Annotated in this window: 14 protein-coding genes; 3 read left to right on the top strand and 11 right to left on the bottom strand. The window is 74.5% G+C overall.

The window, feature by feature from the left end; all coding sequences use genetic code 11:
- Positions 1-275: 275 nt before the first annotated feature.
- From PSD17_RS18890 to cbiM, 3 genes are read right to left on the bottom strand one after another with little or no spacing between them, the layout of a single operon-like run.
- Positions 276-1,082, bottom strand: coding sequence for an energy-coupling factor ABC transporter ATP-binding protein (locus PSD17_RS18890; RefSeq protein ID WP_339123872.1), 807 nt, complete (start codon positions 1,080-1,082; stop codon positions 276-278).
- Positions 1,069-2,019: a cobalt ECF transporter T component CbiQ gene (gene cbiQ, locus PSD17_RS18885; RefSeq protein WP_339123870.1), complete on the bottom strand. Its 951-nt coding sequence runs from the start codon at positions 2,017-2,019 to the stop codon at positions 1,069-1,071. The genes PSD17_RS18890 and cbiQ overlap by 14 nt, the downstream gene beginning before the upstream one ends.
- Positions 2,016-3,125, bottom strand: a complete 1,110-nt coding sequence (cbiM, locus tag PSD17_RS18880; RefSeq protein WP_339123868.1) for a cobalt transporter CbiM — start codon at positions 3,123-3,125, stop codon at positions 2,016-2,018. The genes cbiQ and cbiM overlap by 4 nt, the downstream gene beginning before the upstream one ends.
- Before the next feature lie 353 nt (positions 3,126-3,478).
- Here cbiM and PSD17_RS18875 point away from each other — a divergent pair, with 353 nt between their 5' ends.
- From PSD17_RS18875 to PSD17_RS18865, 3 genes are all read left to right on the top strand, one after another.
- On the top strand, positions 3,479-4,606 hold the full coding sequence (locus PSD17_RS18875) for a HoxN/HupN/NixA family nickel/cobalt transporter (RefSeq protein WP_339123866.1): 1,128 nt from the start codon (positions 3,479-3,481) through the stop codon (positions 4,604-4,606).
- A gap of 161 nt (positions 4,607-4,767) precedes the next feature.
- Positions 4,768-5,406, top strand: a complete 639-nt coding sequence (locus PSD17_RS18870) for a peroxiredoxin (RefSeq protein ID WP_013674465.1) — start codon at positions 4,768-4,770, stop codon at positions 5,404-5,406.
- Positions 5,407-5,563: 157 nt separating this feature from the next.
- Positions 5,564-6,451, top strand: a complete 888-nt coding sequence (locus tag PSD17_RS18865; protein ID WP_339123865.1) for an EamA family transporter — start codon at positions 5,564-5,566, stop codon at positions 6,449-6,451.
- A 23-nt stretch (positions 6,452-6,474) separates the two neighbouring features.
- Here PSD17_RS18865 and PSD17_RS18860 read toward each other — a convergent pair whose 3' ends face one another.
- The 8 genes from PSD17_RS18860 to PSD17_RS18825 form a co-directional block, all read right to left on the bottom strand.
- Positions 6,475-7,380, bottom strand: coding sequence for an NAD(P)H-hydrate dehydratase (locus PSD17_RS18860; protein ID WP_339123863.1), 906 nt, complete (start codon positions 7,378-7,380; stop codon positions 6,475-6,477).
- A complete protein-coding gene (locus PSD17_RS18855) occupies positions 7,358-8,098 on the bottom strand; it encodes a histidine phosphatase family protein (RefSeq protein WP_339123862.1) in 741 nt (246 codons plus the stop codon). The genes PSD17_RS18860 and PSD17_RS18855 overlap by 23 nt, the downstream gene beginning before the upstream one ends.
- Positions 8,095-8,946, bottom strand: coding sequence for a glycosyltransferase family 2 protein (locus PSD17_RS18850; protein ID WP_339123860.1), 852 nt, complete (start codon positions 8,944-8,946; stop codon positions 8,095-8,097). Before PSD17_RS18850 ends, PSD17_RS18855 begins: the two co-directional genes overlap by 4 nt.
- Positions 8,931-9,989 (bottom strand): glycosyltransferase, encoded by a 1,059-nt coding sequence (locus PSD17_RS18845; RefSeq protein WP_339123859.1) that lies wholly within the window; start codon positions 9,987-9,989, stop codon positions 8,931-8,933. Before PSD17_RS18845 ends, PSD17_RS18850 begins: the two co-directional genes overlap by 16 nt.
- The gene (locus PSD17_RS18840) at positions 9,986-11,062 is read right to left on the bottom strand and encodes a glycosyltransferase (RefSeq protein ID WP_339123857.1); all 1,077 of its coding nucleotides are present in this window, start codon (positions 11,060-11,062) and stop codon (positions 9,986-9,988) included. Before PSD17_RS18840 ends, PSD17_RS18845 begins: the two co-directional genes overlap by 4 nt.
- Positions 11,059-12,174 (bottom strand): glycosyltransferase family 1 protein, encoded by a 1,116-nt coding sequence (locus PSD17_RS18835; protein ID WP_339123856.1) that lies wholly within the window; start codon positions 12,172-12,174, stop codon positions 11,059-11,061. The genes PSD17_RS18840 and PSD17_RS18835 overlap by 4 nt, the downstream gene beginning before the upstream one ends.
- Positions 12,175-12,291: 117 nt before the next feature.
- Entirely contained in the window at positions 12,292-13,332 is a 1,041-nt protein-coding gene (locus PSD17_RS18830) for a YihY/virulence factor BrkB family protein (protein ID WP_233899392.1), read from the bottom strand.
- A gap of 293 nt (positions 13,333-13,625) precedes the next feature.
- The gene (locus tag PSD17_RS18825; protein WP_339123853.1) at positions 13,626-14,369 is read right to left on the bottom strand and encodes a GAF and ANTAR domain-containing protein; all 744 of its coding nucleotides are present in this window, start codon (positions 14,367-14,369) and stop codon (positions 13,626-13,628) included.
- Positions 14,370-14,651: the final 282 nt, after the last annotated feature.

The raw sequence follows: 14,651 nt of genomic DNA, 5'->3' as shown, positions 1-14,651 counted from the left end.
GCGGGCCCGTCCCCGCGGGACGGGACCGGGGTGGGCAGCCCCGAACAGTGCCCACCCCGGTCGATCCATCCGTCCGCTCCCCAGCGACGGGTGGTGCCGGCGCGGTGTGGTCACGCTGCCGACGTCACAGATGGTTCGCCTCCGCGGCGCGGATCGGCAGGGCCGAACGGCCCGACTCAGTGGCGGATCTCCGCCCGTGAGGCCGGCCGGACGCCGTGGGCCGCAGGGCGGACGGGCGGTCGACGGCCCGGACCCGTCCTGCGCCGCGCGCCGGGTCAGCCGACCGCCGCTGCCGCCGGGTGGACCAGGTTGACCTCGACCAGCAGGCGACGGTCGCGCAGGATTTCCTCGGGGGTGCCGTCGGCGACGATGCGGTGGTCCTCGGAGAACACGACGCAGCGGTCGGCGATGCGGTGCAGCAGGTCGAGGTCGTGGGTGGCGTGCACGATCGTCCGGCCCGCCGTCCCGAGCCGCTCGATCAGCTCGACGAGCCAGTACCGCGTCCGGGGGTCGAGCGCCGCGGTGGGTTCGTCGAACAGCAGGACCTCGGGGCTCATGACGAGGACGGTGGCGATGGCGACCTTCTTCTTCTGCCCGCCGGAGAGCTGGAAGGGGGCGCGGTCCGCCAGGTCGGGGATGCCGAGCATGTGCAGGACGTCGTCGACGCGCCCGGCGGTCTCGTCGCGGGAGAACCCGAGCTGCAGCGGCCCGAACGCGATCTCCTCCCGGACGGTGGGGGAGAAGACCTGGGCGTCGGAGTTCTGGAAGACGAACCCGACGCGCGAGCGGAAGCCCCGCGACATCTGCTCGTCCTCCAGGCTGTCCTCGGTGACGGGTGCGCCGAACGCGGTGTAGCTGCCCGCGTCGGGGAAGACCAGCCCGTCGAGGACCTTGAGCAGGGTCGACTTGCCGCAGCCGTTGGCGCCGAGGAGCGCGACGCGCTCGCCGCGGCGGACCGTCAGGGACACGTCGTCGAGTGCCGGATGGCGCTCCAGGTAGGCGTAGCTCAGGTGGCGGCAGACGAGCAGCTCCTGCGGGTCCGGGGTCGGGTCGGCGTGGGACGTCGGGTCAGCGTGGGACAAGGACGTGGTCCCCCCAGATCAGGGCGGCGGCCACGACGACGACCGCGGCGGCGCAGCCGAGGTCGGCGGCGCGCAGGCGGTGCCGCTCCAGGGTCGTGGCGTCACCGCGGTAGCCGCGGGCGAGCATCGCGTGGTGGACCTCCTCGGACAGCTGCGCGGACTTCCCGAGCAGGGCACCGACCCCGGCGCCGACGAAGGCCCTCGCGGTCCCGTCGTGCCTCGGGGTGCCGGGGGTGCGGGCCTGCCTGGCCTGGAACATGTCGGTGACCGAGCCGAGCAGCAGGAAGACGAAGCGGTAGGCCATGCCGACGATCAGGACGACGATCCGCGGCACGCCGAGCCCGCGCAGTGCGGCGAGCAGCCGGACCCACGGCGTCGTGAGGGTCAGGAGCACCACCAGCGAGATCGACGCCGCGACCCGGCAGACCACGCGCGCCGCGGCGAGGAGTCCCTGCGTCGTGACGCCCTCGGCGACGCCGTGCCAGTGCCAGAGCGTCAGGACGACGTGGCCCGGCGTCACGACCGACAGCGTCGCGGGTAGCACCACGATGCCGGTGAAGATCGGCACGAACAGCCACACCCGGCGGACGAAGAACCCGAGCGGCATCGCGGACGCGGCGGCCAACCCGAGCGTGAGCGCGTAGAGGGCCGCGAGCGTGATCATCGAGTGCGCGAGCCCGGCGACCACCAGCAGCGCCAGGAGGCTGACGATCTTGGTCCGTGGGTCGATGCGCTGCAGCAGGCCCGGCGCGGCGGCGACGTCCTCGCCGAAGAGGACCTGCTGCAGGATCCCCGAGCCGCCCCGGATCGTGCGGGTGAGGAAGCTCGCCTTCCGGCGCCTGCCGACGCACCCGCACGGGCAGAGCGCGACGTCCTGCTGCACCAGCCAGTCCGGCACGGCGACCGCGCCGGCGTGCGACCCGTCGGCGCCGGTCACCGGGCCGGTCCGTCGGTGACCTGCTCCACGGTGTCCTCGCGCTCCGCCGCGGGCGGGGGAACCGGGACGCGACGGCCGAACAGCCGCACGGCCAGCGTCGCGGCCCCCCACACGACCAGACCGACGACCACGATGCCCACCACGGCCGAGACGATGTAGGTCCACGGACTGCCGGAGAGGTAGCCGGGGAACAGCACGTCGTGCCAGAAGCCCGAGTAGTGCGCGAGCCCGGCCGGGACGGCCGCCAGCCCGAGTGCCGCCCGCAGGTCCTGCGGTGAGTCCTCGCCGAACGCGCCGCCGGGCGCCAGCAGGCCGAGCGGGGTGAGGACGACCAGGGCCGCGACGACCACCGCCGCGACGACCCCGGGCCGCAGCCGGCGGCGCCGGGTGCGCTCGGCGTCGGCCGCGGCGGCGTCGACCGGTACCCCGGGGTGGTTGACGCGCAGCAGCGGCAGGTTGGCGCGCTGCAGGTACCCGAGCACGGCGGCGGTCAGGATGCCCTCGGCGACACCGGCGACGGTGAGGTGGGCGAGCAGCATCGCGGGGATCGACTGCGCGAGGTGGTACGGGGAGTAGAGCGGGGCACCCGTCGCGTCGTGGAAGAGGTCGGGCTGGATGCCCAGCTCGACCCCGACACACAGCGCGGCGACGTTGATGCCCACGTACCCGGCCAGGAACGCTGCGAGGACCCGTCGCCGGGCGGTGAGCGCGGCGCCGCGGGCGACCAGCCGGTACACGCCGTACCCGGCGAACGGGAGGATCACGGCCATGTTGACGACGTCGACGCCGAAGGAGAGCACGCCGCCGTCGCCGAACAACAGGGCCTGGAAGCCGAGCGCGACGGTGACGGCGATCGCCGCGGCCCACGGTCCGAGGAGTATCGCGATCAGCGCTCCGCCCACGGCGTGCGCGGTCGTGCCGTCGGGGATCGGCACGTTGAACATCATGATGAGGAAGCTGACGGCGGCCAGCACGGCCAGTGTCGGCACGTTGCGTGTCCGGACCCGTCGCTTCACCCGGGCGGCCGCCGTCGCCAGCACCGGCACCGCGACGACGAACCCGGCCGCACAGGTCTGCGGGCTCAGGTAGCCGTCGGGAATGTGCATGTCCGCCTCCACCGGTGCGCGCGGTCGAACCGCTCTCGCAAATTAGACGCAACAGCGGAGGAATGGCGACTTGTGTTCGCACCCTCACGTAGCAGGATTCACGAAAGACGCATTTCCTGTGAATTCACCGATTCGTCGAAATAGCGTTCTATGGCGGCGAATGTTCGTGGTGGGCGTTGTCGCGCCGAGTTGATATGTGTGCTGGATCACAGGCCCGAAACGTGACCGGTCGTGGGACTTCGTCCCGGATCATCCTGTTCCGACATCTGCTCAACCTTGCCGATGAGCCGACCACGCTGCTGGACTGGGACGTCCACGACGCACGTGATCGTGGGCGGAACGAGAGGACCCCGATGGCGACGCTCCCCACCACGCGCACGGGCCCGGCCAGGGCCGGCCTGCGGCCCGCCGAGAAGCGCACCGTCGCGGCCATGGCGGTCGTGCTCGTCGCGCTGACCGTCGTCGGTTGGGTGGTGCTCGCGGTGTTCGTCGCGCCGCAGCACTACGAGCTGGGCGAGAGCGGGGTGTTCGGCGTCGGGCTGGGCCTGACCGCCTACCTGCTCGGCATGCGGCACGCGTTCGACGCCGACCACATCGCCGCCATCGACAACACGACACGCAAGCTGCTGGCCGAGCGCGGACCGGGGGAGAAGCGGCCGCTCTCGGTCGGGTTCTGGTTCGCACTCGGACACGCGACCCTCGTCCTCGTCCTGGTCGCCCTCATCACGCTCGGCGTCCGGGCGGTCGCGGGCGAGATCTCCGACGAGAACTCCTCGCTCAAACAGATCGGCGGGCTGATCAGCACGAGCGTCTCGGGACTGTTCCTCGTGCTGCTGGGCCTGATCAACCTCGTCATCCTCGTGCAGATCCTCAGGGTGTTCCGCGACATGCGCCGGGGCCGCTACGACGAGGCCTCCCTCGAGGAGCAGCTCGACAAGCGCGGGCTGATGAACCGCATCCTCGGGCGGGCGACGCGGGCCGTCCGCAAGCCGTGGCACATGTACCCCGTCGGGCTGCTGTTCGGACTGGGCTTCGACACCGCGTCGGAGGTGACGCTGCTGGTCATCGCGGGCGGGGCGGCGGCAGGTGCCCTGCCCTGGTACGCGGTGCTCGTCCTGCCGATCCTCTTCGCCGCCGGGATGAGCCTGTTCGACACCCTCGACGGTGCCTTCATGTGCTTCGCCTACGACTGGGCGTTCCTGCGTCCCGTCCGCAAGGTCTTCTACAACATCACCATCACCGCGTTGTCCGTCGCGGTCGCCCTGGTCATCGGGGTGATCGAGCTCGTCTCCCTGTTGGCCGACAAGCTCGGCGTCGAGTCCGGGCCGCTCGCGTGGATCGCCGGCCTCGACCTGGACAACGTGGGCTTCGTGGTCGTCGGGCTGTTCGTGCTGACGTGGGCCGTCGCGCTCGGGGTGTGGAAGTTCGGCCGGATCGAGGACCGCTGGTCCGCCGGTCTCGCGCGGGCCGAGGAGGGGTGAGCGCGGACGGCAGCCCCCTGCGGCGTGGACCCCGACAGTCGCCGGGCTCACGGCCGTCGACGTAGATTCACTCCGTATGCTTCTGTCCGGGCGGCCGTCGTCGCCCCGACGAGCGATGTCGGACGTCGCGGGTGCGCGCCCGCGAAGTAAAGGAGAGCCTCGTGACCCTGCGGCTGGGCGATGTCGTCCCCGACTTCACTGCCCCCACCGCCGACGGCGAGATCCGTTGGTACGACTACCTGGGCGACGGCTGGGGCGTGCTGTTCTCGCACCCGGCCGACTTCACCCCGGTCTGCACGACCGAGCTGGGCCGCGCCGCGGCGCTGCAGCCCGAGTTCGAGAAGCGCAACGTCAAGATCGCGGCCATCTCGGTCGACTCGGCGGAGGACCACCGCAGCTGGTCGTCCGACATCGCCGAGACCCAGGGCGCGCAGGTCGGCTACCCGATGATCGCCGATCCCGACCGGAAGGTCGCCGACCTCTACGGGATGATCCACGAGAACGCGTCCGACACCACGACGGTGCGGTCCGTCTTCGTCATCGGCCCCGACAAGACGCTCAAGCTCGAGATGACCTACCCGCAGAGCACGGGCCGCAACTTCGACGAGATCCTGCGCGTCATCGACTCGCTGCAGCTCACCGCGAAGCACAAGGTCGCCACGCCCGCCGACTGGAAGCAGGGCGAGGACGTCATCATCACGAAGGCGGTGAGCGACGAGGAGGCCCGCGAGCGCTTCCCCGACTACCGCACGATCAAGCCGTACCTGCGGGTCACGGCCCAGCCGTCGCAGGACAACTGAGCAGCGGAGCCGTCGCAGGACGACCGAGCAGCCGCGACAGCTGCACCACGGCGCCCCGTCGTCGGCCGTCACGGCCGCGGCGGGGCGCCGTCCTGCGTCCGCGGTCCGCCGCCGGCGCCCCGGTTTCCCGGGGGCCGGTGGTGGACACCCACCCCGCGTGGGTGCCCTGCTCGCGCTCGCCTCCGCGCTGAGCTCCGGACTGTCCGACGTCGTCGGCGGCCTCGCCGCCCGGCGGATGCGGCCGGCGCTCGTCGCGCTGCTCGGGCAGCTCGGCGGCCTGGTCGCGGTCGGCGTCGCCGCGCCCCTGCTCAGCCCACCGGGACCGGGCCCCGCGAGCCTCGCCTGGGGTGCCCTGTCCGGTGTCGGGACGGGCCTCGGGATGGCGTTCCTGTTCCGCGGCATCCGCCGGGGCGCGATGTCGGTCGTCGTCCCGGTGAGCGCCGTCGGCGGGATCGCGCTGCCCGTCCTGGTCGGGGTGGCGCTGCTCGGGGACCGCCCGTCGGTGCCGACCTGGGTCGGGATCGCGCTCGTCCTGCCGGGGCTGTGGCTGGTGTCGCGGCCGGGAGCCGGGGTCGCCGCCCCCGACCGGGGCTCGGTGGGCGACGGCCTCGTCGCGGGCGCCGGCATCGCGGTGCAGTACCTCGCCCTGGCCAGGGCCGGGCCGGACGCCGGGCTCCGGCCCGTCCTCGCGGGGCGGGTCACCGCGGTGCTCGCCGTCGGCATCCTCGCGGTCACCCTGATGCGCCGCACCCCGACCGACGCCGATACCGGCGCCCCCACGACAACCAGCACCGACGACGCCGCGCCGACGAGCCGGGCGGCCGTCGAGGCACTCGGCTCCGGCGTGCTGGCCGCGGCGGCGCTGGCCGCGTACGCGGCGGCCGTGCTCGCCGGGTCCGTCACGGTCGCGGTGGTGCTCTCCTCGCTGTACCCGCTGGTCCCGACGCTCGTCGGGCTGCTCTTCCTGGGGGAGCGGCTGTCCCGGCGTCAGGTGCTCGGGCTGACGACCGCGCTGGTCGCGGCCGTGCTGATCTCGGTGTCGTGAGCTCCCGGGCGGGCGCGAGATCGTCAGCTCGACAGCTCGGCCATCACGAGCGGGGCCTCGTCGAGCAGCTCGCGGGCGAGGAACCCGACGTGGGAGATGCGGGTGCCCAGGCGCTCGCCGGCCGTGGCGTGCACGTGGGTGGCCCAGCACGCCGCCTGCGCGGGCGTCGCACCCCGCGCGAGCAGGCCGACGACGAGCCCGGCGAGGACGTCGCCGCTGCCCGAGGTGCCCAGCCCGGCGTGGCCGCTGCCGTCGGCCCAGCGCCGGCCGTCGGGGGTCACGATCCGCCCGCCCGAGGCGACGACGGCGTCGAGCCGCTCGGCCACCGCCGCCGCGGCGGCCTCCGTCCCGGGTTCGGGCGCGTCGGGAACGCCGTCGAGCAGGGCCTCGGTCTCACCGGCGTTCGGGGTGACGACGAGCCGCCCGCCCAGCGCGGCGACGGTCCCGGGCTCGAGCCCGCGCAGCGCGTAGCCGTCGAGCACGACGGTGGCGTCGTCGCGGACCCGCCCGAGCACGGCGGTGACCAGTGCCTGCAGGGCGGGCTCGTCGTCGAACAGGCCGGGGCCGACGAGGACGGCGTCGGCCGCGGGCAGGACCTGGGCGAGGTCGTCCACGGCATCGGCCGCGACGCAGCCCGCCGGGCTCTCGGGCAGCGGGAGCGCGAGCGACTCGGGCACGCTGACCCCCAGCGCCGTGGCGATGGATGCGGGCGCGCCGAGCTGCAGGACCCCGGCCCCGGCACGCAGCGCGGCCACCCCGGCCAGCAGAACGGCGCCGGGGGTGCCGCGGCTCCCGCCCACGACCAGCGCCGTGCCGCGTGAGGCCTTCGCGCCGCCGCGCGGGGCGGGCAGCGCCCACTCCCGCAGGACGGCCGGGGTGATGACGGTGCCCGAGGGCGGGCCGTGGTCACTTCTCGTCGGATCCGACACGGGGTTCCTTCGTCGCCGGGACGTCGTTGCGGGGCAGGGGATCGACGAGTCCGACGTCGACGACGCGCAGCGGCTCGCCGGGCGCGGGACGTTCGAACCGGGTGAGCGAGCAGTTGCCGATCGGCGCGTCGCGCAGCGCGGCGAGCAGGTCGGACTCGGTCAGCTGTTCGACGATGTAGCGCACCAGATGGATCGGCGCCTCGTGGCTGACGCACAGGACGCGCTGCCCGTCGAGCTCCAGCATCGGGTCGGTGAGCAGCGAACGCAGCCGCAGCGCGACGTCGGCCCACGACTCCCCGCCGGGCGGCCGGTGGTAGAAGCGGCCGAGGTGGCGACGGCGGGCGGCCTCCTCGGGGAAACGGGCCGCGATGCCCGCGGCGGTGTGCAGGTCCAGGATGCCGAGCTCGCGGTCGCGCAGTCGCTCGTCGACGCGCAGCGGGACGTCGGGCAGGTGCTCGAGCACCCGGCGGGCCGTGTCGTGGGCGCGCCGGTAGGGCGAGGTGAGGCCCAGCGTGGGCCGCTGCTCGGCCGGGAGGGTCGAGAACCACTTGCCGACGGCGTCGGCCTGCTCCTCGCCCAGCTCCGACAGCGGCACGTCGGCGTCGCGCTGCAGGTCGAGCAGCTCGGCGCCGCTGCGGCGGGCCTCGTCGTTGGCGACGTTGCCGGTGCTCTGTCCGTGCCGGACGAGCCAGAGGGCGTCAGGGCCGCGGTAGCTCACGACCGGGCCGTACCCGCGCGGGCGCCGTCCCATACGCGCTCCCACCGATCATCCGGCGCGTCGTGGCGCACCAGGCCTTCGGCCGCGAACCGTTCGAGCCAGCCCGTCATCGGCCACCAGCCCCAGCGGCGCCGGAACAGCGCGCCGTTGCGCAGGATGTCGTCGAGGTGCTCGACGGGCGGGTCGCTGACCGGATGGTGCTGGTGGTACGCGGTGGCGCCACCCACCCAGCACAGCCCGATGCCGCGGGCGCGGGCCTGCTGGCCGAGGTCGGTGTCCTCGGCGCCGTAGCCGTGGTAGCCCTCGTGGAACCCGCCGAACCGCGCCCACGTGGATGCCGTCACCGCGAACGACAGGGACCAGAACAGGGTGTGGTCGTCGGCCTCGACGCACGTGCCGTCGGGCGGGGCCGGCCGGGCCGGGTGCGGCGCCGCGCTCGTGGCCAGCGCCTCGGCGCGGTACCCGCCTGGCGGCGGCGGCGGCAGGTAGGCAACGGGCCCGCACAGCAGCCGCGTCCCGGCGGTCCGCGCCGCCTCCCGGTAGCGCCGGAACAGCGCGGGACCGGGGATGCAGTCGACGTCGAGGAACACCAGCAGCCGCGCCCCGGCGGCGAGTGCGGCCCTGGCGCCGGTGTTGCGCGCCCGCGCCAGCGGCAGCCCGCGCCCGTCGGAGGTCACCGGCACCGTGCGCGTCGGCACCCGGTCGTCGACGACGTCGGCGACCTGCGGGTCGTCGAGCGCGACGACGATCCGCACCTCGGGCGGCCGCTCGACCGCCGCGAGGCCCTCCTGTTGGCGGCGCAGGTGGCCGTGCCTGCCGTGGGCGACGGTGATCACCGCGGTGCGCACGCCGGCTCCTGTGTCCCCGCCGGCTCCGGTGTCCCCGCCAGCTCCGCGACCAGCGCCGCGGCGGCCGCGGGCGCCCCGCCCGGGCACCAGCGCCGCCAGCGCCGACCGTCCTGCGCGGCGGCCTCGTCGAGCAGCGCCGGCCACGTCGCGGGGTGGGGCCACCGGCGGCGGACGACGGCCAGTCCGGCCCGGTCGAGCGCCTCGGCGGTGGCCACCTGCTCGCCGTGCGGCCGCTGCTGCGGGACGACTACCGCAGGTGTCCGGGCTGCGGCGACCTCGGCGAGCGCGTTCTGCCCGGCGTGGGTGACGACGACGTCGGCGCCGCGCAGCAGGGGCCACGGGTCGGCGGTCCAGCCGTCACGGCCCCCGAGCACGGTCCAGTCCCATCCCGGGGTCGCGCGCTCGGCCGCGGCGAGGTCGTCGTCGCCGACGTCGCGACCACCCGCGCCCAGCAGCACGACGACCCGGCGTGGCCCGTCGCCACCCCGCCGGGTGCGGCCGGGCCCGGGCCCGGGTCCGGTCCCGATACGGGAGTCGTAGCGCGACAACGCCCCGACGAACCGCGTCTTCGCCGTCCACGATGCGGGCCACGGCGGGTCGAGCACCTCGCGCGGCCAGCAGGCGAGCAGCGCGTCGGCGACGTCGTGTGCCAGCCGGTGGGCGCGGTCGGTCCGGTCGCCGGGCATCGCCACCACGAGCACGGGCACCCCGAGCAGCCGGCAGAGCAGCGTGACCTCGACCGACACGTCGACGACGACGAGCCGCGGCGCGGTGCGGCCGATCCACTCCGCGACCGCGGCCATCCGCCCGCGCAGCCCCGGGTCGCGGCGGGGGACCCAGTGCAGCACCCCGTGGGCGGTCGGGTCGTCGGGCCGGTCGGCCGCGTCGTCGCGGGGGAGGGCGAGCCAGTCGACGTGGCCGGGGGCGTCGGCCGGCCGGTCGAGGCTGGACAGGACCGTCGCGGGGCCGCCGTGGGCGGCGAGGATCTGCATGGCCCGCACGAGGTGCCCGCGGCCGTGGTGGTGGACGTAGTAGCCGATCACGCGGCCGCCCGGGTGTAGAGCCCGACGTACTCATCGACCATCCGGCGGTGACTCCAGTGCAGTTCGGCGCGCCGCCGCGCGGCGCGGCGGGAGAGTCCGGTCACCGTGGGGACGACGGCGGCGAGCGCGGCCGTGTCGCCGGCGGGGACCAGCCGGCCGCAGGAGTCGTCGACGAGCTCGGGCAGCGCACCCACGGCGAAGCCCGCGACGGGTGTCCCGCACGCCAGCGCCTCCGCGACGACCAGTCCGTAGGGCTCCTCCCAGCACGGTGTCACCAGCACGGCCGAGGCCCGCCCCATCAGGCTCGTCAGCTCGGAGTGCGCCAGATGACCGACGTAGCGGACGGCACCACCGAGGCGGGGAACGACCATCTCGTCGAAGTAGGCCCGGTCGCTGACCGGGCCGGCGAGGTCGAGCGCACAGCCGGCCCGGCGGGCGGCGTCGACGGCGAGGTGAGCGCCCTTCTCCGGGACCAGCCGGCCCGCCCACACCAGCGGCCCGCCACCGGGGCCGGGTGCGCGGGCCTCGACGTCGACGCCGTTGCGGATCACCGTGACCTCGCCCGCGACGTGCCGCCACGCCCCGGCGGTGTGTGTGCTCACCGCGGTCAGCACTCCGTGCCGGCCCGCCGCGGTCGCGATCGCGGACTCCAGCCACGGCGTCGGCGGGGTGTGCAACGTCGTGACGACGGGTGCCCGCACGGTGCGGGCCATCGCCACCGGCAGGTGGTGCAGGCTGTTGTTGTGCACGACGTCGAGGGCGTGACCGTCGACGTCGTGGCCGTCGGCCAGCCGCAGCATCAGGTCGAGATAGGCGTGGTGCTCGGCCATGAACACCGCGGCGGGCATCGAGACGTCGGCGCGGGCGGCGTCGCTGAGCCGCAGGGAATGCATGATCTCCACCCGCACCCCGGGTGCCAGCTCGGACCCCGGCGCGGCGAACACCGTGACGACGTGGCCCCGGCGCGTGAGCTCGCGGGCGAGCAGCGCGGTGTGCGCCTCCAGGCCGCCGGCGAACGGCTCCCGGATGGGATGGGTGGACGACGCGATGAGCGCGACCCGCAGCGGTGTCATCTGCGGACCTGGTCGTAGATCCGCCGGTGAGCGGCGGCCACGGCGATCCGTTCGGCGGTGCGCCGGTCGCGGCCGGGACGCTGCGGTGGTCGTCCACCACAGGCCCCGACGATCGCCCCGGTGAGCGAGACCGGGTCGAACCCGTCGCGCTCGTCGTTGCGGTAGGTCAGGCACGGCCGCTGGTCGCGGAAGTACCCGCAGCTCGGGGCCACCACGACCGTGCCGAGGTCGTGGCAGGCCTCCAACCAGCCCGAATGGGTTCCGAACCGGTACGGCAGAATCGATACGTCGATCCGGTCGCGCAGGTAGGTCCACAGCTCGTCTTCGGAGAAGAAGTCGTGCACCTCCAGGCGCAGCAGCCCGCGCCGGTGCGCTCGCGTCAGCCACTCCGCGAGAGCGGGGTCGTGCCGGTCGCCGGCCGGATTCATCACGTCGGTGTGCACGTCGACGCGCAGGACCACGCCGTCGAGCCTGTTGATCACGGTCGCCGCTGTCTCCAGCACGGGCATCGGGTCCATGTTGGCGCGCAGGCTCTTCAGATGGATCCCGACGACGGTCTCGGCCCGCGCCGCCCGCGGGGCATCGATCGAGGGTAGGTCGACCACGTGCGGGTGCGGGAGGACGAACGGCTCGCGGCCCCAGCGGCGCGCAATCTCGGCGGCCGCGCCCGCGGTCAGCGTGACGAGCGCGTCGGCCGCCGGGACGAGCACGTCGAGATGCCGGTCGTGCGCGTCGCGGTGCACGTGGTGCGGGTTGCGCAGGTCGTGAACGGTGTAGACGAGCGGTTTGCCGAAGCGCCGCAACGTCTGCACGAGGGCACGCAGGTCGTCGACGGGTTGGGCGTCGAACCCGAAGTGGACGTGGAACACGTCGAACGACCGGTGGTTGTCGGCGACCCACCCCGGATCGAGCATCACCGGTGGCCACCAGACGGACTGGTCGCTGGGTGCGGGGCAGGGGCGCGGGTCCGGGAGGCGCCGGACCCCGTCGTCGGCCAGCGGGTCCGACAGGTGCCGGACGTAGACGTGGCCGGAGGGCACGGAGGCGACGGTCAGGACGTCGGTGGGCCCGCCGGCTCGGGCGGGGCAGCCGTCGAGCGTCGGCCCGCTCATCGTGCGGCGTCCGCGTCTCCGCGGCGCGGACCGGCATCCCGGGGCTCGGACATCGTGATCACAGCGCGGTCGATACCCGAAGCCCCCCGAACGGAAACCGCGCCGGGACGGCACGGGTCAGGCACGTGAGCGCGCCCGCCGCGGCTCGCCCGCGACGGTGTCGGCCGCGTCGGCGCCGCGCGCGCCCATCGGCTCGGCGGGCCCGCGCGTGGTGTCACGCGCCGTCTGCCGCTCGCTCTCGGCGTTGATCTCGGCCCCGAGCAGGACGATGTAGCTGGTCAGGTACAGCCACAGCAGCAGCACGACGGCGCCGGCCAGCGCACCGTAGGTCTTGTTGTAGGAGCCGAAGTTGTCGACGTACACGCTGAAGACGATGCTGCCGACGAGCCACAGGACGGTGGCCACGACCGCCCCGACGCTGACCCAGCGGAACTTCGGCGCGTCGCGGTCGGGGGCCACGCGGTAGACGACCGCGAGCGCGACGACGACCAGCACGACGAGCAGCACCCACCGCACGACCTGCGCGACGACGAGCCCGGCACCGCCGAGACCCACGGCCTCGAACACGGCGGGCATCGCGGCGACGAGCGCGACCGCGAGCAGTACGAACACGATCGCGGCGAGGGTCAGGCCGAGCGCCGTGCCCCGCAGCCGCAGGAAGCCGCGGGTCTCCTCCTCGTCGTAGGCGAGGTTGGTGGCCCTGATCAGGTTCATCGTGCCCGCCGAGGCGCTCCACAGCGCGGCGAGCAGCGACACCACCAGGCCGACGCCGAGGGCGCCGGTGCCCGCGCTGCTCACCGCGCCGAGCTGGTCGGCGACGATCGGGCGCGCCGCCGCCGGCAGGATCGCGGCGAGCCGGTCGACCTGGTCACCGACCTGCGCGGGGTCCGCGACCAGGCCGTAGACGGTGATGGCGGCGATCAGCGCCGGGAACAGCGCGAGGAAGGCGAAGAACGCGACCCCGCCCGCGAGGATCGGCACGTTGTCCGCCTTGGCCTCCGCCCACGCCCGCCGGGTCACCTGCCACCAGCCGGCGGGCGGTACCTGCGCCGGGGTGCGGGCCCGCCTGCCGGGGACCTGCGCGTCGTCACCGCCGTCCGGCGTCCGGCCGTCACGGTCGGTGCGGTCCTGACCGGCCGGGTCTCGTCTCGTCGTCACGACGGACCACATGCCCCGCCCGGGGGCGGTCGAATCCTGCCCGGCGCGAGGGAACCGGCTCACGTGGGGGACCACCGTGCACCGGCCGGTGAGCGGCGATGGCCGCCAGGGCGACCATTGCCGCTCCCGACCTCGGGGCGCCCGGCCGCACCCGCGGGCCCGAGGCTCCCCGCGGGCTGCGCCGGCGCGGGCCGGGCTCGTAGGGGGCGCACCCCGCGTGGGCCGGAGGCTCGACCGGGGTGCGCCCGCGCGGGGTATGAAGGCTCGCAGCGGGGTTGCGTCGGGTCGGGCCGTCAGAGCTCGCAGCGGCGCTGTGTGACGGTGCCGGCGATGTCGGCGAGCTTGACGTTCATTCGCTGCGACACCGAGCGCAGGATCTCGAAGGCCTGCTCCTCGGTGATGCCCTCGCGCTCCATGAGGATGCCCTTGGCCTGCCCGATGACGTCGCGGTTGCGTAGCGCTGCGCGCAGGTTCTCGTTCGTGCGCTCCGCCGCCAGGGCGGCTCGCCGGGTGTCGAGCACGGCGGCGGTGTGCGCGGCGAGCACGACCGCGGCGTCGAGGTCGGCCTGGTCGAGACCGCCGCGCCCGCGGGACAGGAAGTTCAGCGCGCCGAGACGCGGCGGATCCTCGTGGGCGAACAGCCCGACCGCCAACGCGCTGTGCACGCCGTCGTGGGCTGCGGCGGGGCCCCAGCGGGCGAGTCGCGTATCGGCCCCGAGGTCCGAGGAGGCGAACACGCCGAGCCCGGCCCGACTGCTGGCCAGCAAGCACGGACCCTCGCGCAACCGGTACTGCAGCTCGTCGAGGCGGGCGGCGAGCGGCTCGGTGCAGACCGCCGTCTCGAACGTGCCGTCGTCGAGGTGGATCGTCACGCTGACCAGGTCCGCCGCGGGGACCATCGCGCCGGCGGCCTCGACGATCAGCCTCAACGCGTCCTCCGGCGTGGCCGTCTTGCCGAGCGCCGCCGCCAGCATCGAGAACTCGTGGGCCCAGTCATGGGCACCCGCCCCGTTCGCCACGGCGTCGCCGCCCTCCACGGTCGTCCCTCGAAACCCGTCACGTGTCGCCACCGAACGTACTGCCGCGCCGTCCGTGCAGGAAACCACCGCGCGGCCTCATCCTGCCCCTCGGACCTGCGCGCCGGACCTGGGCGCGGTCGTCTCGCCCGCGTTGCCGAGCTGGGTGGTTTGACGGCCCGACGGCGGGGCACGCCGCGCGCACACCCGATGAGAGGAGGCCCGATGAGCGAGCCGACACCCGAGCCGCACTACGGCGAGGAGTCCGAGGAGCAGACGCCGACCTACGGCGAGCAGACCCCG

Source organism: Pseudonocardia sp. D17, from assembly GCF_036984265.1.
GTDB classification, from domain to species: domain Bacteria; phylum Actinomycetota; class Actinomycetes; order Mycobacteriales; family Pseudonocardiaceae; genus Pseudonocardia; species Pseudonocardia benzenivorans.
Note: the sequence above shows the minus strand (reverse complement) of the source record. Positions and strands in the feature narration are given on the sequence as shown.

Bases quoted from the DNA above. Each gene is read 5' to 3' on its own strand.
- cbiM (WP_339123868.1), bottom strand. From the start codon at position 3,125: ATGCACATTCCCGACGGCTACCTGAGCCCGCAGACCTGTGCGGCCGGG.
- PSD17_RS18875 (WP_339123866.1), top strand. From the start codon at position 3,479: ATGGCGACGCTCCCCACCACGCGCACGGGCCCGGCCAGGGCCGGCCTG.
- PSD17_RS18840 (WP_339123857.1), bottom strand. From the start codon at position 11,062: ATGACACCGCTGCGGGTCGCGCTCATCGCGTCGTCCACCCATCCCATC.
- PSD17_RS18835 (WP_339123856.1), bottom strand. From the start codon at position 12,174: ATGAGCGGGCCGACGCTCGACGGCTGCCCCGCCCGAGCCGGCGGGCCC.